Source organism: Ruegeria sp. MALMAid1280 (assembly GCF_049195285.1).
GTDB lineage: Bacteria > Pseudomonadota > Alphaproteobacteria > Rhodobacterales > Rhodobacteraceae > Ruegeria.
In genome coordinates this window covers 815,213-835,626 of the sequence record NZ_JBMIRT010000059.1, presented here as the reverse complement: position 1 = coordinate 835,626, position 20,414 = coordinate 815,213, and the positions used below count along the sequence as shown (strand labels likewise).

At 60.4% G+C, this 20,414-nt stretch carries 20 protein-coding genes; 6 read left to right on the top strand and 14 right to left on the bottom strand.

Annotated elements, in window-relative coordinates; translation table 11 throughout:
• Positions 1 to 5: 5 nt before the first annotated feature.
• From ACOQFT_RS21005 to ACOQFT_RS20985, 5 genes are all read right to left on the bottom strand, one after another.
• On the bottom strand, positions 6 to 797 hold the full coding sequence (locus ACOQFT_RS21005; protein ID WP_421599787.1) for an FAD binding domain-containing protein: 792 nt from the start codon (positions 795 to 797) through the stop codon (positions 6 to 8).
• A gap of 94 nt (positions 798 to 891) precedes the next feature.
• Positions 892 to 3,252, bottom strand: coding sequence for a xanthine dehydrogenase family protein molybdopterin-binding subunit (locus ACOQFT_RS21000; protein ID WP_421599786.1), 2,361 nt, complete (start codon positions 3,250 to 3,252; stop codon positions 892 to 894).
• Positions 3,253 to 3,332: 80 nt separating this feature from the next.
• Positions 3,333 to 3,818, bottom strand: a complete 486-nt coding sequence (locus ACOQFT_RS20995; RefSeq protein ID WP_421599785.1) for a (2Fe-2S)-binding protein — start codon at positions 3,816 to 3,818, stop codon at positions 3,333 to 3,335.
• 139 nt (positions 3,819 to 3,957) lie between these two features.
• Entirely contained in the window at positions 3,958 to 4,956 is a 999-nt protein-coding gene (locus ACOQFT_RS20990) for a molybdopterin-binding protein (protein ID WP_421599784.1), read from the bottom strand.
• Positions 4,953 to 5,921: an XdhC family protein gene (locus ACOQFT_RS20985; protein ID WP_421599783.1), complete on the bottom strand. Its 969-nt coding sequence runs from the start codon at positions 5,919 to 5,921 to the stop codon at positions 4,953 to 4,955. Before ACOQFT_RS20985 ends, ACOQFT_RS20990 begins: the two co-directional genes overlap by 4 nt.
• A gap of 234 nt (positions 5,922 to 6,155) precedes the next feature.
• Here ACOQFT_RS20985 and ACOQFT_RS20980 point away from each other — a divergent pair, with 234 nt between their 5' ends.
• Positions 6,156 to 6,659 (top strand): hypothetical protein, encoded by a 504-nt coding sequence (locus tag ACOQFT_RS20980; RefSeq protein ID WP_421599782.1) that lies wholly within the window; start codon positions 6,156 to 6,158, stop codon positions 6,657 to 6,659.
• Here ACOQFT_RS20980 and ACOQFT_RS20975 read toward each other — a convergent pair whose 3' ends face one another.
• Together ACOQFT_RS20975 and ACOQFT_RS20970 are read right to left on the bottom strand one after the other, a co-directional pair.
• The gene (locus tag ACOQFT_RS20975) at positions 6,660 to 7,916 is read right to left on the bottom strand and encodes a vWA domain-containing protein (protein WP_421599781.1); all 1,257 of its coding nucleotides are present in this window, start codon (positions 7,914 to 7,916) and stop codon (positions 6,660 to 6,662) included. It abuts the gene before it with no gap.
• A gap of 58 nt (positions 7,917 to 7,974) precedes the next feature.
• Complete coding sequence (locus ACOQFT_RS20970) at positions 7,975 to 8,883, bottom strand: AAA family ATPase (protein WP_421599780.1); 909 nt, start codon at positions 8,881 to 8,883, stop codon at positions 7,975 to 7,977.
• Between the two features lie 122 nt (positions 8,884 to 9,005).
• On the opposite strand from ACOQFT_RS20970, the gene pyrC reads away from it, so the two are divergent.
• Positions 9,006 to 10,043, top strand: coding sequence for a dihydroorotase (gene pyrC / locus ACOQFT_RS20965; RefSeq protein ID WP_421599779.1), 1,038 nt, complete (start codon positions 9,006 to 9,008; stop codon positions 10,041 to 10,043).
• On the opposite strand, the gene ACOQFT_RS20960 is transcribed toward pyrC, so the two are convergent.
• A complete protein-coding gene (locus ACOQFT_RS20960) occupies positions 10,040 to 11,335 on the bottom strand; it encodes an MmgE/PrpD family protein (protein ID WP_421599778.1) in 1,296 nt (431 codons plus the stop codon). The genes pyrC and ACOQFT_RS20960 overlap by 4 nt on opposite strands.
• Positions 11,336 to 11,372: 37 nt before the next feature.
• Entirely contained in the window at positions 11,373 to 11,819 is a 447-nt protein-coding gene (locus ACOQFT_RS20955) for a type II toxin-antitoxin system RatA family toxin (protein WP_421599777.1), read from the bottom strand.
• A gap of 72 nt (positions 11,820 to 11,891) precedes the next feature.
• On the opposite strand from ACOQFT_RS20955, the gene hpt reads away from it, so the two are divergent.
• Complete coding sequence (gene hpt, locus ACOQFT_RS20950; protein WP_421599776.1) at positions 11,892 to 12,434, top strand: hypoxanthine phosphoribosyltransferase; 543 nt, start codon at positions 11,892 to 11,894, stop codon at positions 12,432 to 12,434.
• Here the strand turns inward: hpt and ACOQFT_RS20945 are convergent.
• Complete coding sequence (locus ACOQFT_RS20945; RefSeq protein WP_421599775.1) at positions 12,421 to 13,578, bottom strand: amidohydrolase; 1,158 nt, start codon at positions 13,576 to 13,578, stop codon at positions 12,421 to 12,423. The genes hpt and ACOQFT_RS20945 overlap by 14 nt on opposite strands.
• On the bottom strand, positions 13,575 to 14,525 hold the full coding sequence (gene lipA, locus ACOQFT_RS20940; protein ID WP_421599774.1) for a lipoyl synthase: 951 nt from the start codon (positions 14,523 to 14,525) through the stop codon (positions 13,575 to 13,577). The genes ACOQFT_RS20945 and lipA overlap by 4 nt, the downstream gene beginning before the upstream one ends.
• 264 nt (positions 14,526 to 14,789) lie before the next feature.
• On the opposite strand from lipA, the gene ACOQFT_RS20935 reads away from it, so the two are divergent.
• Positions 14,790 to 15,338, top strand: a complete 549-nt coding sequence (locus ACOQFT_RS20935) for a peroxiredoxin (protein WP_421599773.1) — start codon at positions 14,790 to 14,792, stop codon at positions 15,336 to 15,338.
• Positions 15,339 to 15,392: 54 nt separating this feature from the next.
• On the opposite strand, the gene ACOQFT_RS20930 is transcribed toward ACOQFT_RS20935, so the two are convergent.
• Together ACOQFT_RS20930 and ACOQFT_RS20925 are read right to left on the bottom strand one after the other, a co-directional pair.
• Positions 15,393 to 16,316, bottom strand: a complete 924-nt coding sequence (locus ACOQFT_RS20930) for a LysR substrate-binding domain-containing protein (RefSeq protein WP_421599772.1) — start codon at positions 16,314 to 16,316, stop codon at positions 15,393 to 15,395.
• Positions 16,317 to 16,360: 44 nt separating this feature from the next.
• Positions 16,361 to 17,470: a DUF6456 domain-containing protein gene (locus ACOQFT_RS20925; protein ID WP_421599771.1), complete on the bottom strand. Its 1,110-nt coding sequence runs from the start codon at positions 17,468 to 17,470 to the stop codon at positions 16,361 to 16,363.
• A 241-nt stretch (positions 17,471 to 17,711) separates the two neighbouring features.
• Between ACOQFT_RS20925 and ACOQFT_RS20920 the strand changes: the two genes are divergently transcribed.
• Positions 17,712 to 18,011 carry a DUF6477 family protein gene (locus ACOQFT_RS20920; RefSeq protein ID WP_421599770.1) on the top strand — a complete coding sequence of 100 codons (300 nt, stop codon included), beginning with the start codon at positions 17,712 to 17,714 and terminating at the stop codon, positions 18,009 to 18,011.
• On the opposite strand, the gene ACOQFT_RS20915 is transcribed toward ACOQFT_RS20920, so the two are convergent.
• Complete coding sequence (locus ACOQFT_RS20915) at positions 18,012 to 19,556, bottom strand: trimethylamine methyltransferase family protein (RefSeq protein ID WP_421599769.1); 1,545 nt, start codon at positions 19,554 to 19,556, stop codon at positions 18,012 to 18,014.
• Positions 19,557 to 19,710: 154 nt separating this feature from the next.
• Between ACOQFT_RS20915 and ACOQFT_RS20910 the strand changes: the two genes are divergently transcribed.
• Positions 19,711 to 20,412, top strand: a complete 702-nt coding sequence (locus tag ACOQFT_RS20910) for a DUF2270 domain-containing protein (RefSeq protein WP_421599768.1) — start codon at positions 19,711 to 19,713, stop codon at positions 20,410 to 20,412.
• The last annotated feature ends 2 nt before the right edge of the window (positions 20,413 to 20,414 follow it).

Here is a 20,414-nt window from a genome sequence, read left to right as displayed (position 1 = left end):
GCGTCTTACATACAGGCTTCGACAGCCCGCCTGGTCATGACGCCAACAAGATGCGCGCGGTAGTCCTTGCTGCCGTGCAGATCGGCGATCATGTTGGCCGGGTTGATGCGCAAATCCGTCAACGCATCCGCACGGAACGCTTTGTTCAGTGCCTCCTCTGCCTCGGACCAACGAAACACGCCATCTTCGCTCGCCCCGGTGACGGCAACACGCACGCCATCGGCGAAACGCGCCGCGTAGACGCCCACCAACGCAAACCGCGAGGCCGGTTGCTGGAATTTCTGATAGCTCGCCGCCTGCGGCACTGGGAACCGAACCGAGGTGACAATCTCACCCTCGTCCAGCGCGGTGGTGAACATTCCTTCAAAGAAGTCATCCGCCGCGATTTGCCGCGCATTGGTGACGATTGTCGCGCCCGATCCCAAAACAGCAGCCGGATAACAGGCCGCCGGATCGTTATTCGCAATCGATCCGCCAATGGTGCCACGATTGCGCACCGCCGGATCACCGATCTGACCCGCTAACGCAGCAAGGGCCGGATAGCTGCCCGCGGCCTCGGACGCGACCGAGGCATGGGTGGTCGCCCCGCCAACAGCCACCGAGCCGTCATCTTCCACGCAAACACCCTTCATCTCGGCAATCCCGCTCACTGACACCAGCTTGGATGGTGCCGCCAGCCGCTGTTTCAGCGTCGGGATCAGGGTCTGCCCACCCCCCAACGCCTGCGCCTCCTCAGCACCCAATGCAGCGACCGCATCAGCAATGGTCGAGGGTTTCTCAAACTCGAAATTGTACATTTCGTCTTCCTTTCCGAAAGGCACTCAACTGCCCTTCATCTTTTTGGAAATACTCCGGGGAGCGCGAGGGGCTGGCCCCTCGCACCCCAACCTCTCAGCTGTTCATCGCCGCCCAGACACGCGACGGGCTTACCGGCATGTCGATGTGATCAATCGCCTTGCCACCCGAATTCAGCGCATCCAACACGGCATTGACCACCGCTGGCGGAGACCCGATCGCCCCGGCCTCACCACAGCCCTTCACACCCAGCGGGTTATGAGTGCAAGGCGTCTGACTAGAATGATCGACGCCATAAAACGGTACATCATCCGCACGCGGCATGGCGTAATCCATGTAAGAGGCGCTCAGTAGCTGCCCATTTTCGTCATAGGCGCAGTTCTCAAGCAGTGCTTGACCGATGCCCTGACCGATGCCGCCATGAACCTGGCCATCCACGATCATCGGGTTGACGATATTGCCAAAGTCATCGGCGGCCGTGAAGGTCTCGATGGTGACCTGACCGGTCTCGGGATCGACCTCGACCTCACAGGCATAAGCGCCGGCGGGGAAGGTGAAGTTGGCCGGATCGTAAAACGCCGTCTCCTCCAGCCCCGGCTCAACCTCAAGCGGATAGTTATGCGGCACATACGCCGTCAGGGTCACGTCGCCCCAGGCCACCGACTTGTCGGTGCCCGCGACGCTGAACTGACCGTCTTTCAGCTCGATATCCGCCTCAGACGCCTCGAGCAGATGAGCCGCGATCCGCTTGGCTTTCTCAATCACCTTCTCGGTGGCCTTGACCATGGCCGAGCCACAAACCGCCAGCGAGCGCGAGCCATAGGTGCCCATGCCGAATGGAATCTTGGACGTATCGCCATGCACAATCTCGACCATCGACTCGTCGATGCCGATCATGTCGGCCACAACCTGCGGAAAGGCGGTCTCATGCCCCTGGCCGTGGCTGTGTGCACCGACCATGACACTGATCGAGCCGGTGGCGTTCACCCGCACCGTTGCGGCATCATAAAGACCCGCACGCGCGCCCAGCATACCAACGATGTTTGAGGGCGCAATCCCGCAAGCTTCGATATAGCAGTTGATGCCCAGACCGCGCAGCTTGCCCTTGGCCTCGCTTTGCGCGCGCCGCGCGGCAAAGCCTGCCAGATCGGCAGCGGTCTCAAGCTTGTCCATCGTCCCGTTATAGTCCCCGGTGTCGTAGGTCAGAGCGACTGGCGTGTCATAGGGGAATTGGGTGATGAAGTTCTGACGGCGCAGCGCAATCGGATCGACGCCCAACTCGCGCGCAGCCTTGTCCACAACGCGTTCCAACTGGAACGTTGCCTCGGGGCGGCCTGCGCCGCGATAGGCATCAACCGGCACTGTGTTGGTGAACATCGCCTTCACGTTCACCTGAATGACCGGTGTCTTGTAATTGCCTGCCATCAGCGTGCCGTGCAGCCAGGTCGGAACCGAGCTGGAAAAGGTCGACAGATACGCGCCAAGATTGGCATAGGTGTTGGTGCGCAGCCCGATGAAGTTGTTATCCGCATCCAGCGCCAGTTCGATCTTGCTGACATGGTCGCGGCCATGGGCATCGGACATGAACGCCTCGGACCGACTGGAGGTCCACTTGACCGGGCGGTTACAAGCCTTGGCAGCGAAGGTGCAGAATGCCTCTTCCGCATAGTGGAATATCTTTGTGCCGAACCCGCCGCCCACATCCGGAGCCACCACGCGGACTTTATGCTCGGGCAGACCCAGCACGAAGGCGCACATCAGCAGGCGGATCACATGCGGATTCTGCGAGGTGGTATAAAGCGTGTACTCATCCGTGCCACGCTTGTATTCCCCCACAGCCACGCGCGGTTCCATCGGGTTGGCAACCAGACGATTGTTCACCAGATCCAGCGTGGTGACATGGGCCGCGCCCGCAAAGACCTCATCAACCTTGGCGTCGTCGGTCTCGCCCAGTTGCCAGTCATAGCAGATGTTGTTCTTCAGATCGTCATGGACCAGCGTTGCGCCATCCTGCGCGGCCGCCTTCATGTCGATCACGGCGGGCAGTTCTTCGATATCCACATCGATCGCCTCGGCGGCGTCGCGCGCCTGTTCAAGGCTGTCGGCCACAACGGCTGCGATCGGATCGCCCACATGGCGCACCTTACCTTGCGCCATGATCGGGTGAGGAGGCTCCTGCATCGGCGCGCCGTGCTTGTCGGTCACCTCCCAGCCACAGGGCATCCCGCCCACGCCTTCAAAATCCTTACCGGTGAAAACCTTGACCACGCCCGGCATATCCTCGGCCGCCGAAGTGTCCACGGATTTGATGCGGCCATGCGCGATGTCGGACCGCAGAAAATGCACATAGGCTTGGCCATGTACGTTGATGTCGTCGGTGTAATTGCCCGCTCCGGTCAGAAAGCGTACGTCCTCGCGCCGCTTGGAACTGGCTCCGATGCCACTGTCTTTGGGCATTGCTTGTTCTCCTCCCATAAACGGATGCTTGTGCACCCTTTGTCATCCCACGGGCGTCTCCCCCGACGCCCGCAGCGGCATCATTCGGCAGCGATTTTGCTGACGTCCTGACCGGATGCGGCCATGATCGCCTTGACGATGTTGTGATAGCCGGTGCAACGACACAGGTTGCCTTCCAGATACTTCCGTATCTCAGCCTCAGACGGGCGCGGGTTGTTTTTCAACAGCGCCGCAGCGCTCATCACCATGCCCGGCGTGCAGAACCCGCATTGAAGCCCGTGGTGATCCTGAAACGCCTGCTGGATGACGTTCAGCGAGCCATCCGCGTTCGCTTGCCCCTCGATCGTGCCGACATCGGCTCCATCAGCCTCAAGCGCCAGCATATTGCAGGATTTGACTGCCTCACCGTTCACGTGAACCACACAGGCGCCGCATTGCGCAGTATCGCAGCCCACATGGGTCCCGGTCAGCGACAGGTGATCACGCAGAAAGCTGGACAGCAACGTCCGGCCCTCGACATCACCGCTCACGGATTTACCGTTCACGGTCATTGAGACCTGTGTCATATGTTCCTCCCAAAATGAAACTCTCCCTGCGCCGAGTTAAACACGGGAATTTTTGTTTGAGAACAAAAATATTTAGCGACTGTTTTGGTCAGTCACTTGGGCAGTCATCACTGGTAAAGCGCGGTCTTGGGAAGGCAAATTAACGCCGTGATGCACGCGGCTGCGGTCGCGTCGGGATTTCCTTGAGCAGCCCGCCAACGCCCATCGCCGCAATATCTGCGCCGGTCGTCGCGATCCCGCAGGCGACCCGCGACAGGACCCAATCCGCCCCGTTCAAAGCCGGAGAACGTGCACATCCCGGCAACCCGATCACCGGGCGTTCACCGATCCCCCCCAGAAACAGCAGGTTCCCCGGATCGACCGGCATTCCGAAGCGGTCCACCTGTCCGCCTGCGGCACGGAGTGCCTGAGGCGCCACGTCGGACACATCCGAGGTGGCCGAGCCGGTCAGGATCATCACAACATCGCCCTGCGTCTCCATGATGGCCCTCGACAGCGCCTCTGTCTGGTGCGGGACAATGCGGATATCGGCAAGCTCCAACCCGAGGGCCTCCACCCGCCCCTGTATCGCAGCGATGCCTTTCTCGTTCGGTGGTCCGCCGGGAATGTCGGTTACCACCAGCCCGGCGTTTCGGTACACCGGCGTGGCAAGGCGGATCGCACCCTTCGCCAGACGCGATACCTCAAGAACGTCGCCGCCCGGAACGGCGTAGGAAATCACCTTGATCGTCGCAACCATGCCGCCTGCGCTCATCTGCTGGTATTGCGGTACGGTGGCCACGGTGATCATCGGATTGACCAGATTGAACGCCTCAAGCGCCGCGACATCCAGTACTGCGACCCCCGGACCATCAGCCAACAGGTTCACCCGGCCAGTGAAAGGCTGCGTCACCCGCAACGCCGCCTCCTTGGGATCAGGCACCAGTGCGTCGGCTAACATCGCGGCCGCCTTGTCTTCGTGGCAATCTCCGGGGGCCAAACGGGCGACTGTGACAGAACTGTGCCCGGCAACGGCCAATACCTTTTGATGCTCGGCCGTCAACACGAGGCCCTTGCGCAGTTTGGTACCACCAGCCTTTACGGAATGCGCCAGAATCGCTCCGACGGCCTGATCAACGGGAACGGGGCCGAACTTCACGCTTTGCCCCGCAACACGGCTGTCATTTGCGCCAGAATGGACACCGCGATTTCCGATGGGTCTGCGGCGCCGATGTCCAGACCGATAGGCCCGTGAATGCGCGCGATCTGTTGATCAGTGAATCCGGCCTCTTTCATCCGCGTCACACGCTTGGCATGGGTGCGGGTCGAGCCAAGAGCGCCAATATAGAACACTCCGGCCTGAAGCGCGGATTGTAAGGCCGGGTCGTCCAGCTTGGGGTCATGGGTCAGCAGCACCACCGCCGTCCGTGCGTCCATCCCAAGTTTGGCAACGGCTTCGTCTGGCCAGTCGGTAAGGATCGTCTCGCCGGGAAAGCGCGCACTGGAGGCAAAAGCATCGCGCGGGTCGATGATGGCCGGGTCATATCCGGCGATCCGCGCCATCGGCACCAACGCTTGCGCAATATGCACCGCGCCAACGATGATTAGTCGCAGAGGCGGGTTATGCACCGCCACGAAGGTCTGACCATCTTCTTCAAATCCGGATCGATCCATGCGCAGCCGGTCCGCATAAGCATTGCGTCGCAGAGCGCGTTGACCGGTTTCGATATTCACTTCATAGGCCACGGGTTCGCGCCGTGCGCGGGCCTCGACCAGTTCGCGCAGCATCGGTTCAGGCAGCACCTTGCCCACCGGTTCGACCAACACACGGATGGTACCGCCACAGGCCAACCCCACGGCAAAGGCGTCCTCGTCGCTGACGCCGAATTCCAGCAGCCGCGCCTCGCCCTCGTCGATCGCTTCAAGCGCCTCGACCACGACCGCGCCTTCGACACAGCCGCCCGAGACAGACCCTTCGATACGACCGTCCCCACCGATGACCAGCTGGGCCCCCACACGCCGCGGCGCGCTTCCCCAGGTCTCGACCACCGTGGCCAATGCGACAGGTCTTCCGTCGCTGTACCAACGCAGGGCCGTTTCGGGGCTGTTGTCGAATCTGTCCATTGCACCCTCCCGGAGTGTTCAGCCCCAACATAGGCAGGTTTGACGCGATGAAAAGTAACCCATGCCCCACGAGGTGTTGCTGGGTTCCAATTTATCGGACCTTCGGAACGATAAAGCCCAGGAACCCTGGGTTTACGCAAAGGATTGATTGTCAGCAGGCCTGATTCCAGCCTACACGCGCGGCTGGTGCATTCCAGTATGCGCATATTAATTTTTCACAAAGGAGACAGAGAGTTGAAACGCATTTTTACACTCGGAATGGCAATCGGTCTGCTGGCATCGACTGCGGTCAGCGCGGATACTTTCCTGCGTTACGGTGAAGTCGAGGGATGGAAAATCTTCATCGATCAGGACAAGAAGTCCTGCCTGATCGAAGCCGTGGATGACTCGGAAAACGTGGTTCAGATGGGGCTGACCGAAGACCGCAGCGTCGGCTATGTGGGTGTGTTTACCAAGGCTAAGACCGACATCAAGCGCGGCGAGAAAGAAGCCGTGGCCATCCTGCTGGGGGACAACATCTATTTGGGTGAAGCCACCGGCATGAAGGGCAATATTACCAAAGGGTATTCCGGCGGCTATGTTCTGTCCGACGACCCTCAGTTCGCGGAAGACATTGCCAAGCAGAAGGTCATGGTCGTGTTCCCCGAGAAGGAGTTTGCCTTCACCGTCGATCTGACCGGCACCTACATTGCCATGGAAATGGCGCGGAAGTGCAACGAAGAACAGGTGGGGGGCTAATCACCCCGAAAGCGCGGTCATCAGCCGCGCTTTCTCTCCCGCGTCGTCAGGTTGTGAGATGACGGCGGCAAGGTCCTCCAGCGACGCAATCGAATGCCCCGCGCGGAAGCTGTCCACATGCGGCAGCATCGCAGCGACGCCCTGCGCCTTGGGTGCGAACCCGTCCCAACGCAGCAGCGGATTCAGCCAGATCAGACGGCGTGCAGACAAATGCAGCCGATCCATTTCCTTTCCCAATGCCTCGGGGTCACCACGGTCCAACCCGTCCGAGATCAGCAACACCACCGCCCCCTGCCCCATGACCCGGCGCGACCAGTCGCGGTTGAACGCATGCAGGCATTCTCCGATCCGAGTACCGCCCTCCCAATCTTGCGCCTCGGCCCCGGCAGCGGCCAGAGCGGCATCAACATCGCGCTGCTGCAAGTGGCGGGTGATATTGGTTAGGCGCGTACCGAAGGTGAAGGCATGGACCCTGGCCCAACCGGCGCCTTTGGCGTTCGAAACCGAGTGCAGGAAATGCAGGATGATCCGGCTGTATTGGCTCATCGACCCGGAAATATCACACAGCACCACTAGGTTGGGCCAACGTGGTTTGGGCTTCAGGCGCGCGATATCGCGCAGCTCTCCGCCCTGACGCATTGCCGCGCGCAGGGTGCGGGCGCGGTCGATGCGATGGCCGATATGACTGGCCTGCCCTCGCCGGGAGTCGATGGGTTTCACCGGTAACGTCAACCGCGCCAGCATACGTTTGGCCTGTGCGATCTCGGTCGTGCTCATCTGTTCGAAATCCAGACTGCGCAGCCGCTCCTCGGAGGACGCGGTTTGCGAGGCGTCAATCTCCAGCTCGGTCTCTTCTTCCTGCTCGACCGCCTCGGACAAGTCGCGTTCAACGCCGTCCAGCAGCGCCTCGGCCGCGCGTTTTTCGGCCGGGTCGGCCTTGTGTTCCTCTTGCACGCCACGGATTGCGGGCAGCATCATGGCCATCATGTGTTCCATGTAACGCGGGTCGCGCCAGTACAGACGAAAGACCTGTGCGAACACCGTCCGATGCTCAGGCCGGCTGACGAAACAGGCGTGCAGGGTCCAGTAGAAATCCTGTTTTGCCGTGAACCCGGTCGCCTGTACAGCCCGGATCGCGTCGACCACCCGCCCCGTTCCGATCGGCAATCCGGCCTTGCGCAAGGCCCGCGCAAAATGGGTGATGTTCTGCGCCAGTTTCGGGTTGTCGGGAATATCGAGAAGAAGTTGTTCTGCCATCAGGCGTCATGGGGGCGCTGCCCCCATACCCCCGGAGTATTTGGGAAAAGATGAAGCATCAGGCCGGTTCCAACGTGGCTTTGGCCTCGTCCAGAATCCGTTTCGCCTCTGACCCCTGCAGTTTCTGGATGTCGTCCTGATACTTCAGGATCGCGCCCAGCGTGTCGCCGATCACCTCGGGGCTGAGGTTGATCACGTCCAGTGCCAGCAGGCATTTGGCCCAGTCGATAGTCTCGGCCACGCCGGGTTTCTTGAACAGATCCTCGGTGCGCAGATGCTGGACAAAGGCTACTATCTCACGGCTGAGGGCCTCGGCGGCCTCGGGGGCGCGGGCGTGCAGGATTTCGATTTCGCGGTCGAAATCGGGGTAATCAACCCAGTGATAAAGACAACGGCGCTTCAGCGCGTCATGCACCTCGCGCGTGCGATTCGAGGTGAGGATGACGATGGGCGGTTCCGGGGCTTTCACGGTGCCCAGTTCAGGGATGGTGACCTGAAAATCGCTGAGCGCCTCCAGCAGGAAGGCCTCAAACGGTTCGTCGGTGCGGTCCAGTTCGTCGATCAACAGTACCGGGGCGCCATTTTCATCCGGGCGCATCGCCTGCAGCAGAGGGCGTTCGATCAGGTACTCATCCGAAAACAGCTCATCTTGCAACACGCCGCGATCTGCGCCGCCTGATGCTTCGGCCGTACGAATTGCCACCATCTGCGCCGGGAAGTTCCATTCGTAGACGGCCGACGAGGCATCTAGCCCCTCATAGCACTGCAACCGGATCAGGCGCCGGTTCAGTCCCGCTGCGAGCGCTTTGGCAATCTCGGTCTTGCCCACCCCGGCCTCGCCTTCCAGAAACAGCGGGCGGCCCAGTTTCAGCGACAGGAACACAACCGTGGCCAGTGCCCGGCCGCAGACATAGCCCTGCGCTCCCAGCATGTTCTGAACGGCGTCGATGGAATTTGGTTGCGTCATGTCATGTCTCTCCCTCGGCACAACAGGTCACGGCGGCGCGCGCGCGTCAAGGCCATGGTCTTTCCAAGCGGCGGGTTGACAAGGCCTTTCCCGCGCGCGGCCCGTGTGATAGCGGAGGCGCCATGACCGATAGCATCACGATCCGACGCCCCGACGACTGGCACCTGCACCTGCGCGATGGCGCGATGTTGCAGGCCGTCCTGCCCGAAACCGCGCGCCATTTTGCCCGTGCGATCATCATGCCCAACCTTGTGCCGCCGGTGGTGCGCGGCGATCAGGCCGCTGCCTATCGCGACCGCATCATGGCCGCGCTGCCCGAGGGCATGACGTTCGAGCCGCTGATGACCCTGTACCTGACCGAGGATACGGATGCGGACGACGTAGCCGCCGCCCATGCCAGCGGGCTGGTCAAGGCGGTCAAGCTATACCCGGCGGGGGCCACGACCAATTCAGCCTCGGGCGTGCGGGATTTCGACAAGGTACGTCCGGTGCTTGAGAAGATGGCCGAGATCGGTCTGCCCATGTGCGTTCATGGCGAGGTCACCGATGCCGAGATCGACATCTTTGACCGTGAGGCTGTGTTCATTGAACGCGTTCTGGACCCGATCCGCAAGGCGACACCGGGCCTGCGCGTGGTGATGGAGCATATCACCACCGCCAACGGCGTGGACTACGTTAAGGCCAACGAGACCGATCTGGGCGCAACCATCACCGCGCACCATCTGATCATCAACCGCAACCACATTCTGGTGGGTGGCATCAAACCGCACTACTACTGCCTGCCCGTCGCCAAGCGGGAAGAGCACCGGTTGGCGTTGCTGGCCGCTGCGACCTCGGGCGATGCGCGGTTTTTCCTGGGCACGGACAGCGCACCGCACACTGACGCGAACAAGGAAATGGCTTGTGGTTGCGCCGGGTGCTTCACGGCGACCAACACCATGTCACTGGTGACCGAGATGTTCGAACGCGAAGACGCTTTGGACAAGCTTGAAGGATTTGTTTCGCTGAACGGGCCTGCGTTTTACGGCCTGCCGGTGAACGAGGGCACCATCACCCTGACCAAAGGGGAGCCCGTTGGTTACCCAGACAAGATCGAATCCGGCGACGGCCCCGTGACTGTGTTTGATCCGGGCTTTCCGCTGCATTGGCGCGTGGTCTAACCCGCCAGTCTTTTTGCCAGATCGCGGGCGCGGCCGCCGGTGCGCAGCATCGACCAGATCGCGTCCGCCTCTTCACCTCCGATCAGCTTGGCGGCCTTGCCGCGTACCCGGTCTTCGCGGTCCGCCAAGCTCATCGGCGCCAACAAATCATGGGTTGCCGCAAGCCGTGCACCGTCGCGGCGCAACAAGGTCAGATGTGCCTGCGTTTCTGACAGCGTTTCATCCGTTTCGACCGACACCCGATCCCGCAAGGACTTCAGGCGTGGATCAGCGCAGGTTTTATCCGAGTAGCTGGCGGGCAACGCCGTGTCATAGCCAAGCGCCTGCATGGCAATCACCGTCCGGTACGAAAACTTCGCCCCCAGACCGGTGGTCGGAGACATCTGGTTGCATACGCTCATCCAGCGCGGATGGGTCTTGACCTTGATCTCGGCCACTTCGGGTTCAGCAATATCCAAATCGCGCGCGGCCTCAAGTGCGGCGTGCAGGCCATGACAGCAAGCGTGGAACTTGTGGCTGATGCTCTCGAACAGCCATTCCTCACCCAGCCCGGCCAAAGCGGTCGGTGCGTCCCCCTCACCGCTATGTGTCGCGCCAAAACCGCACTGCCCCTCCAACGCATCCGTGTTGGGTTCAAAACCCTTTGCAACCAGCAAGGCGGCCTCAACCCCGGCAGAAGCCGCAAGACCCGCGTTATAGGGCTTGCCCATCGTGCCAAATTGCGCCTTTAGTCCCGCCGCCCGCGTCGCGGTCAGACCCAGCACCTTACGCATTTGTGTAGCCTCAAAGCCCAGGATGCGGCCCGCTGCAACGGCGGCCCCAAACGCGCCTGCTGTCGCCGTCTGATGGAATCCTGCCTGATAGTGATCGCGGCCCAGCCACAGACCCATGCGGATCGAAACCTCCATCCCCACCAACGCGGCCTCGAGAAAATCGACGAGGATGCGATCATCCCATTCGGCCAGCGCCAAAGCGGCGGGTAAAACGGCAACAGACGGGTGTCCGATATGGGCGAAATGGGTGTCGTCATAGTCCAGCGCGTGCGACACGGTGCCATTGACCAAGGCCACCCCGCGCATCGGAGCCGCGCCGCCGCCGAACAGATGCGCTTGCGCCGCGCCCTCTTCGCCCAGCACCAGATCACGCACAGACTTTGAGACCGGCTCATCAGCGCCAGCGCGCCCCACGGCAACCCAGTCCAGAACGGACAGAGAAGTCACGACCCGCACCTGCGAAGTCGTCTCGACAGGGCCTGCTGCGAACGCCGCCAGAGAAGTGGAAAAATCGCTCATGGGCGCAGTCTAGCGTGCGCCGTTTGCGGGTAAAGACCTAGTGGTACAAATCCGCGGCGCGGGTCTCGAACGCCTGAACGATCCGGTGCATGGCTTCGTTGAATACGACGCCAATGATGCCCTGCAGGATGGCGTTCTTGAATTCGAAATCCACGTGGAAGGACACGTTACACCCGCCCTCGGGCGCGTCTTCGAATTGCCAGTCGGACTTCATATATTTGAACGGGCCGTCCAGATATTCGGTGTCGATCTTCATCTGATCGGGAAACAGCGTCACCCTGCTGCCGAAACGTTCCCGGAAGACCTTGAACGAGATGACCAGATCCGCCTCCATCACCTGCGCCTCGCCGGCGGCATAGGTCCGGCGGATGCGGGCGGCGGCACACCAGGGCAAAAACTCGGGGTATTTCGCCACATCAGCAATCAGATCGTACATCTGTTGCGCCGTATACGGCAGGTGGCGGGTTTCCGAATGGGTAGGCATGGCGTCCGGTTTTAACAGGTGACATTGGCGCGTGATTTCGTATGTTGCGCGCCAAAGATCAAGGGGGCAGCGATGAACGACCGCGCATATGTGATAGATGAGATGATCTCGGCCAAGGCCATCGCCGCCCGGATTGAGGAGTTGTGCCGCGAGATCACCGCCGAGTTCGGCAATACTGACAAACTGGTTGTTGTTGGCCTGCTGCGCGGCAGTTTCGTCTTCATCGCTGATCTGGTGCGTGAACTGGACCTGCCGATCGAAGTGGATTTCCTTGAGGCGTCTTCCTACGGCGACTCGATGGAAAGCAGCCGAGAAGTCCGCATTCTCAAAGACTTGCGGGGCGCAATTGAGGGGCGCGATGTTCTGGTCGTCGAAGATATTGTCGATACCGGTCACACGCTGAACCACGTGACCAACCTGCTGCGCAGTCGCAAACCCGCGCGGCTGCGGTCCATCGCCCTGCTGGACAAACCCAGCCGTCGCGAGGTTGATTTCCGCTCCGACTGGATTGGTTTTGAAATACCGGACGAATTCGTCGTGGGCTATGGAATCGACTACGCGCAGCGCAATCGCAACCTGCCTTTCATCGGCAAGGTCCGCTTTACCGAGGGTTAAGCGGCCCCAGCACCCGCTGAATCGCAGCAAGGAAAACCCCGGTTCCCACCGGAATCAGCGCATCCGGGAAATCGTAATCGGGGTTGTGCAACTGCGGGTGATCCACACCCGAGCCAAGCCAGAACATCGCAGATTTGGCGCCCTTGCCGAACTGCCCAAAATCTTCCGAGAATTTCTGCGGGCTGGGCGTCAACTCGCAGGGCATCCCCATTGCGGCGCAAGATCGGCTGAGAATATCGACGGTCTCGGGCGCGTTCGCGCAGGCCTCGAACACGTCTTCATAAACGATCTCGCACCCCAGCCCTTGATCCGAGGCAACCCGCGCCACGAACGCCTCGGCCTCGTTCATCAGGTCCTGCATCCGCGCGTCAGCGACGGTGCGCAGGGTCACCCAAAGCTCGGCTTGGCCGGGGGCCACGCCAAAGGTCGGCTCGCCCAGGCTGGCATGGGTCACGGTCGTCAGGGCAAACTTGGCATCCAGAGTCCCACCCTTCCCCATCTCCGCCAGTTGCGGCATCAGAGTGGCCAGCGCCTCAGCCGGTGAAATCCCATCCTGCGGCGCCGCCGCGTGCGAGGTCTTGCCGGTCAGAACAATCTTCATCCCGCGCGAGGCACAGTTGGCAGGGCCTTGGCACAGCAACACATTCCCCTGTGCCAAACCCGGCAGGTTATGCAGCGCAAACACAAAGTCTGGCGCGATTTCGGCAAACGTTGGGTCTGCCCTGAAGGCGATGGCACCCTGCCCGGTTTCCTCGGCCGGTTGGAAAATCAAAACCACGCGGCCCGTTTCCGGGCGGGTTTGCGCCAGATGCTCGGCCACGCCCAGAACCATCGTCATGTGGCCGTCGTGACCGCACAGATGGCCTTTGCCGGGAACACGCGAGGCATAATCCGCGGCAGAGATTTCCTGAATCGGCAACCCGTCCAGTTCGCACCTGATGGCGACTGTTGGCCCAGCTTGCCCGCTGTCGAAAACGCCCGCCACACCGTGACCGCCAATACCCGTCAGCACCTGATCGGCACCGCGGGCGCGTAACTCATCCGCAATCCGGGCAGCGGTTTGTTCCTCCTGCCCGGAAATCTCGGGGTATTGGTGCAATTCGTGGCGCAGCCGGGTTAGCTGCGCGAGTGTGTCGGGTGTCACCCTTGCTCCAGCTTTTTCTGGCGGGCATCACGCAGGCGGGCAAAGTCGTCGCCCGCATGGTAGGACGACCGGGTCAGAGGTGTCGCGGATACCATCAGGAATCCTTTGCCATAAGCCGCCTTCTCGTACGACGCGAACTCCTCGGGCGTAACAAAACGATCAACGCCATGGTGTTTCGGCGTCGGCTGCAGATACTGGCCGATGGTCAGGAAATCGATATCAGCGGCGCGCATGTCGTCCATGACCTGCCGGACCCCTTGCTCATCCTCTCCCAAACCGACCATGATGCCCGATTTGGTAAAGATCGACGGGTCCATCTCTTTGACCCGCTGCAACAGACGCAGCGAGTGAAAATAGCGCGCACCGGGGCGCACTTCGGGATACAAGCCGGGGACGGTTTCAAGATTGTGGTTGAACACGTCCGGCTTCGCCTCGACCACAACTTCCAGAACCGAAGGGTCACATTTCAGGAAGTCAGGAGTCAGAATTTCGATCGTAGTCTTGGGAGAGCGGTGACGCACCGCGCGGATGGTCTGGGCGAAATGCTCTGCCCCGCCATCTGTCAGGTCATCCCGGTCCACCGAGGTGATGACCACATGGTTCAACCCCAGTTTCTGCACCGCGTGCGCCACCCGACCGGGTTCGAACGCGTCCAGATCGTCCGGGCGACCGGTGGCGATGTTGCAGAATGTGCAGCCACGGGTACAAATCTCGCCCATGATCATCATGGTGGCGTGGCCCTGGCTCCAACATTCGCCGACATTCGGGCACCCGGCCTCTTCGCAGACCGTCACGAGGTTGTTCTCGCGCATGATCTTGTGGGTATCGGCATACCCTTTCCCACCTGGGGCCCTCACCCGAATCCACTTGGGTTTTTTCGGCTGCGCATTGTCTTGGCGATGCGCCTTTTCGGGATGACGTTGTTCGGGGATCTTCAGATCACGCACGGTCGGCTTTCCTGACTTTGGGTCACTTTGCTTCAACATAATATAAACTGCAGCGCTTAGCTACGCCACCCGTGCATAGCTGCCATAACAGCGCACTATGCCTTTGCAGAAAAGCACCGGGGAGATCCCGACAAAATTCTATTGAAAACAGTACGCTTTGCGGTTTTCGTCAAAATTCGCGTTTGCGGCAACAATCACGTTGAAGCCAATTTAGAACTGTTTTAAATCTTCGGCAGTTCACAGATGAATCACAGGAAATTGAGCATGAAATCCGGTACCAACCTGCCTGACGTAACCTTTCACACCCGCGTCCGTGACGAGGCCGTCGAAGGCCCCAACCCGTTTCGTTGGGAAGACAAGACCACCGCAGATTACTTTGCCGGCAAACGGGTGATCCTGTTCTCGCTGCCCGGCGCGTTCACCCCCACGTGTTCGACCTATCAGCTGCCCGGCTTTGAAAACGGCTATGCCGAATTCAAGGAAAACGGCATCGACGAGATTTACTGCATGTCGGTGAATGACAGCTTTGTCATGAACAAATGGGCACAGGACCAGGGTCTGAAAAACGTCAAGGTCATCCCGGATGGCTCGGGCGAGTTTACCCGCAAAATGGGTATGCTGGTCGACAAGGATAATCTGGGCTTTGGCATGCGCTCGTGGCGCTATGCTGCCATCGTTAACAACGGCGTGGTCGAGGCATGGTTCGAAGAGCCCGGCCTGATGGACAACTGCCCCGAAGATCCCTATGGCGTGTCCTCGCCGGAAAACCTGAAAAAGCACCTGGACGAAGCCAAAGAGCCGGCTCTGGCCTAAGCTTTTCTACGATCCAAAACAAATAGGGCCCGCCATCGGCGGGTCTTTTCGTGTTCAGGTGCGCGTGGCCGTCACGATATCTTCGCCGACCCGTTGGATGACCCTGGCAAGACCGTCGAACCAGCCCTCTCCCCCGGTTGAAGTACGCCGTACCAGACCAACAGTCCGCGCCGGTTGAGGCGCGCCAAAGCGCATCAGTTTCAACCCGGGCACAGCCTCGGATTCCGACCGCGCGGCAAGCTCGGGCATCAGAGTCAGTCCAAACCCTTCGGCAACCAGTCGCGACAGGGTTGCCAGTGAGGACGCGCCCATATTGATCAACCCGCTGCTGCGGTCTTGCCCGCAGACATCAAGCGCCTGATCTGTCAGGCAGTGGCCATCGTCCAACAACATCAATTGTGCGGTTTGCAGGTCCAGTGGTCGCAGGGCCTCGGGATTTGTTGCCATCCCCTGCAGACGTGCCGTGCTTCCGGCCAGAAGGAACCGATCCTGAAACAGCGGCAGTTCGAACAGCTCATTTCCACCAGCCGGCAGGGCCATAACACCAGCGTCGATTTCCCCGGCGCGCAGCATGGTCAGCAGACGTTCGGTTCTGGCCTCGCGCACCTGCACCCGCAGCGACACGTCCGAAGCACGCAATCCGGCCAGAACGCCGGGCAGCAGATATGGCGCGATTGTCGGAATGATTCCAATCGCCAGCGACCTATGCCCGCCAGACCGGTCCCTGGCGAATTGATCCAGCCTGTCGGCGGCCCCCAGAACCTGACGCACATGGTCCAGCACGTCGCGCCCTAACGGAGTCAGCAGGATGTCGCGGGCCTGACGTTCAAAAAGCGGACTGCCCAAGCTTTCTTCCAGCGCTTTGATCTGCACCGACAAGGCGGGCTGAGACACATGGCAGGTCTGCGCCGCCCGTCCGAAATTTCGCTGTTCGGCAACGGCGCTGAAATACTGCAACTGTCTGAGAGTGAAGTTCATAACCTGTGACTATCACTTGACCGCGCGAACGCAACCAAAACATATCACCCGATCATACGATTGCGCTCTGACTGGAATTCGTAATGCCGCTTGAGCCGTTGCAGAGCGATCCGCAGCACGATCTTGCCCGACCGCGCGGACCAGCCCATGCGTTTTTCAGCTAGCTCCAGCCCCTCAAGATAGCAGCAGCAGCGCAGCGCCACGTCACTCAGCCCCGGCCCGAGATCCGACAAGGCATGTTCAACACGATCCCGTGCGTCGGATGACCCCCGCCCGCCATGGGCCTCGCTTTTGAAACTGCCGCGCCCTCCGGCGGTCAGGAAATGATCCCAGTTCTGCGCGACCTGCGGTCCGATTTGCGCCAGTTCAAAATCCTCGCGCAGACGCTCACCTGCAGCGACCAGCGTTTCATCGAGAAACGGTTTACCATCCCGGTCCCGCCTGCGTGCCAACGCAATCAGAGGGCTTTCCGCCGCGCTGTAACGAATGCGCCTTGGCCGGTCGGGTTTCGCAGCCGCACCATGCCCCGGTGCCATTTGCGCCTGGAAAGAAGCGGGTGCCTCGGCCATGCCAAACTCGCTGCGCTCACGCGCCTTGTTCTCGGCCTCGGCAATCAGGCGGCTCAGCGCGGTTCGGCCTGCCGAGGAAATGCGATAGCGCGAAATCCGGCCCGGATTGTCGCAGGAAATCCAATCCTTCAAGGCCAGCGCCTGTGCGATCCTGCATTCCACCACGGCCGTTCTGGTGGCCCCGGCATCACCGGTGTCGCGAACCACAACAGCCTTGTCCATTTCCTCTGCCACCGCCAGAACCGACCCAGTTTCGCACAGGCGGCGCAGAATCCGCAGGGCTTCACGGTTGAATTCCTCGTCCTTGGCGGCTGCGGTTTCCTCTTGCGTGGCTGTAAACGTGTCGCCGGCGCCCGTTTCCGGATCGGTAAAATGCGTCTCGGCCAGCGATTGCAGCGCGGCATCCACCAAAGGATCGTCCCGGCGCATTTCGATCCGTCTGATCTGCCTGAGAATGGTCGAAGCATGGCACCCCGCGGATCGCGCGATATCGCGGATCGACTGGCCGGTCTCTGTGTGGGCAAGATATCTTTGCGCCCCCTCAGGTACCCAAGCCGGAATGGTGAAAGCCATGTTTTTTTCCATAGTTCCTTGCCCTCGTCGAAACACCAGTCTGTTCTCAATCGCCCCCGATGAGTTTGTTAACCAATTCTAACTAGGGTTGCTTTCGTTACTCGTTCGTTAACCCACGGAGACAAGAACCAGATTTGATTCAAAAACATAAACACTCATGAAGTCAGAGTTCGGCGCGAGCCCAATCAAGGCAACACCCGCTTAGGTTGTGTGACAAACAGGGCAACTTCTAATCGAACAAGGAACCCCCGAGATGCAGGACCTGATGACCATGATTACCACCCTCCGCCGCCCTCGCCTGTTGGCACGGGCCGCGAAATTCGGGGCGCAGGACTATGACCGGGAACGTCATCTGCAACGTATTCTGGGATACGGCTCGCTGCCCGGCACCGGTGCGGCACTGGTTCGGCTGATGGAAATGGAACGAGAGGTTAACGCGCAGCGTATGGAAGAAGACGCGGCCTATTCACTGGTGCGTCATCTGGATCTGCTTATCGCATTGCTGGGCGAGGCGCAGCTGTATCAGGCCAGCCGCGCCTCGCAATATCAGTGATCAGGTGAAGGCATCCGGCATGGATGCTTTCTTTTCCGCCACGTATTCGTTCAGTGCGGCATTGATTTCCGGGTCGAGTTGCGGCTGCTGGTAATTGGCCAGCAGATGCTCGACCCGCGTGGCGGCCAATGTCCGCGTGTCGCGCGCGCCTTCGTCTTCCCAGGTCTCGAACGGCTTATAGTCCAACACTTCGCTTTTCCAGAAAGCCTCTTTGAAGTTGGCCTGAGTATGTGCGCAACCCAGATAGTGGCCACCGGGGCCAACTTCGCGGATCGCTTCCATGGCCTGCGCGTTCTCGTCATAGGCAACGCCTTTGGCCAGACCGTGCAGAACGCCCAACTGATCGGCATCCATGACGAACTTCTCAAAGTCCGCGACCAGGCCGCCTTCCAGCCAGCCACACGAGTGCAGCATGAAGTTCACACCGGCCATCAGACCCATGTTCAGCGAGTTCGCGGTTTCATACGCCGCCTGCGCATCCGGCAGTTTCGAACCGCAGAACGATCCGGCCGAGCGGAACGGCAGGTTCAGACGCCGCGCCAGCTGCCCGGCGCCATAGGTGACCATCGACGCCTCAGGCGTACCAAAGGTCGGCGCGCCCGAGTTCATGTCAATCGACGACACGAAGGCACCAAAGATCGCAGGAGCACCCGGACGGATGATCTGGCTGTACGCCACACCGGCCATGACCTCGGCCAGAACCTGCGTCAGCGTACCGGCAACCGAAACCGGTGCCATTGCCCCACCCACAATAAAGGGCGAGATGATGCAGGCCTGATTGTTCTTCGCATAGACCTCAAGCGAGCCCATCATCACGTCGTCGAAGGTCATCGGCGAGTTGATGTTGGTCAGCGAGGTCATGACAGTGTTTTCCTGCACGAACTCTTTGCCGAACAGAATCCCGCACATATCAACCGAATCCTGCGCGCGGCTGGGATCGGTGACCGAGCCCATGAACGGCTTGTCCGACAGGGTCATGTGCGCCATCAGCATGTCCAGGTGACGCTTGTTCACCGGAACGTCGGTCGGCTCGCATACGGTCCCGCCCGAGTGGTGCAGCCACTTGGACATATAGGCCAGTTTCACGAATTTGTTGAAATCGTCCATGGTCGCATAACGACGACCACCATGGATGTCGCGCACGAACGGAGGCCCATAGACCGGCGCCAGAACCAGATTGCGGCCGCCGATGACAACCGATTTCTCGGGATTGCGGGCGTGCTGGGTAAACTGGCTGGGCGCCGTCTTGATCAGTTCACGCGCCAAACCGCGCGGAATGCGTACGCGCTCACCGTCAACGTCGGCGCCAGCGTCTTTCCAACGCTGCAGCGCGGCCGGATTGTCAACAAAGTTGACGCCAACCTCGGCCAGAATGGTTTCCGCGTTGGCTTCGATGATCTCCAACGCCTCTTCGTTGAGAACCTCGAAATTCGGAATGTTCCGTTCGATGTACTTCGCCGTTTCGATACGAACCGCGGTGCGCTCGGCCCGACGGGCGGCTCCGCCACCGCCTCTGGCTCTGCGTCGGGTGTTTGCCTCTGCCATGAGATAATCCCGTTAGTATGTTCACGTTGCAAATTGTGTTACCGGAACCGCCGATCACACCAGTAGAGGATTGCGGCGCAATAGGGGTAAAAGCGACATGTGGGCCACTTCTATTTTGTTTTGACCCATTTCCCCTGATGCTCATGATAGGGACATGGAATCGGAAACGCAAAAAGCACCCTCTCCTGAAGCTGAACGAAAAACCCTTGATGCGGCTGAAATCGGCGCCGTTGCACACCTGTACCGGGGCGAGGTTTACCGCAGCACTATCTGGCGCACGAGATTGGATACGACGACGAACTGGGCGGTTGTCACACTGGGTGTTGCGTTGTCGATTTCCTTTTCCTCGCCCGAAGCCTCGCCCCTGCCGCTGGTACTTGTCGGTGTTCTGATCATCCTGTTCCTGATGCTCGAAGCGCGGCGATACAGGTATTTCAATGTATGGCGCGCCCGGGCCAGATGGCTCGAGACACATTTCTACGCTCCGCTGCTTTATGATGGCGACCTTCACATGGAGGAGAACTGGCAAAAGGTTCTGGCGCAGGATTACCTGCATCCGCGCTACCACGTGAGCCTCATGATCGCGATCGGTCGACGAATCCGCAGGAATTACCTGTGGATTCTGCTGATCCAGAGCCTCGCCTTCTGCGTCAAGATCTCGGTCCACCCGACCCCGGTTGAGAGTTTCCCTCAGGCCATCGACCGGGCCGATGTCGGCCCCATTCCCGGAGAGGTCCTCATAATCACCGGAATATTCTACATTCTGTGCTGGTCCGTCATCGCAATCTGGAGCTATCGGGCAGATGGCAACCGCGCCTCTCGCCGTGGCAGTAAAAAGTCGGAATCAATGGGTTAGAG

Coding starts and splice junctions, on each gene's coding strand:
- ACOQFT_RS21005 (WP_421599787.1), bottom strand. CDS start 797: ATGTACAATTTCGAGTTTGAGAAACCCTCGACCATTGCTGATGCGGTC.
- ACOQFT_RS21000 (WP_421599786.1), bottom strand. CDS start 3,252: ATGCCCAAAGACAGTGGCATCGGAGCCAGTTCCAAGCGGCGCGAGGAC.
- ACOQFT_RS20995 (WP_421599785.1), bottom strand. CDS start 3,818: ATGACACAGGTCTCAATGACCGTGAACGGTAAATCCGTGAGCGGTGAT.
- ACOQFT_RS20985 (WP_421599783.1), bottom strand. CDS start 5,921: ATGGACAGATTCGACAACAGCCCCGAAACGGCCCTGCGTTGGTACAGC.
- ACOQFT_RS20975 (WP_421599781.1), bottom strand. CDS start 7,916: ATGGCAGAACAACTTCTTCTCGATATTCCCGACAACCCGAAACTGGCG.
- ACOQFT_RS20970 (WP_421599780.1), bottom strand. CDS start 8,883: ATGACGCAACCAAATTCCATCGACGCCGTTCAGAACATGCTGGGAGCG.
- pyrC (WP_421599779.1), top strand. CDS start 9,006: ATGACCGATAGCATCACGATCCGACGCCCCGACGACTGGCACCTGCAC.
- ACOQFT_RS20960 (WP_421599778.1), bottom strand. CDS start 11,335: ATGAGCGATTTTTCCACTTCTCTGGCGGCGTTCGCAGCAGGCCCTGTC.
- ACOQFT_RS20955 (WP_421599777.1), bottom strand. CDS start 11,819: ATGCCTACCCATTCGGAAACCCGCCACCTGCCGTATACGGCGCAACAG.
- hpt (WP_421599776.1), top strand. CDS start 11,892: ATGAACGACCGCGCATATGTGATAGATGAGATGATCTCGGCCAAGGCC.
- ACOQFT_RS20935 (WP_421599773.1), top strand. CDS start 14,790: ATGAAATCCGGTACCAACCTGCCTGACGTAACCTTTCACACCCGCGTC.
- ACOQFT_RS20930 (WP_421599772.1), bottom strand. CDS start 16,316: ATGAACTTCACTCTCAGACAGTTGCAGTATTTCAGCGCCGTTGCCGAA.
- ACOQFT_RS20925 (WP_421599771.1), bottom strand. CDS start 17,470: ATGGAAAAAAACATGGCTTTCACCATTCCGGCTTGGGTACCTGAGGGG.
- ACOQFT_RS20920 (WP_421599770.1), top strand. CDS start 17,712: ATGCAGGACCTGATGACCATGATTACCACCCTCCGCCGCCCTCGCCTG.
- ACOQFT_RS20915 (WP_421599769.1), bottom strand. CDS start 19,556: ATGGCAGAGGCAAACACCCGACGCAGAGCCAGAGGCGGTGGCGGAGCC.
- ACOQFT_RS20910 (WP_421599768.1), top strand. CDS start 19,711: ATGGAATCGGAAACGCAAAAAGCACCCTCTCCTGAAGCTGAACGAAAA.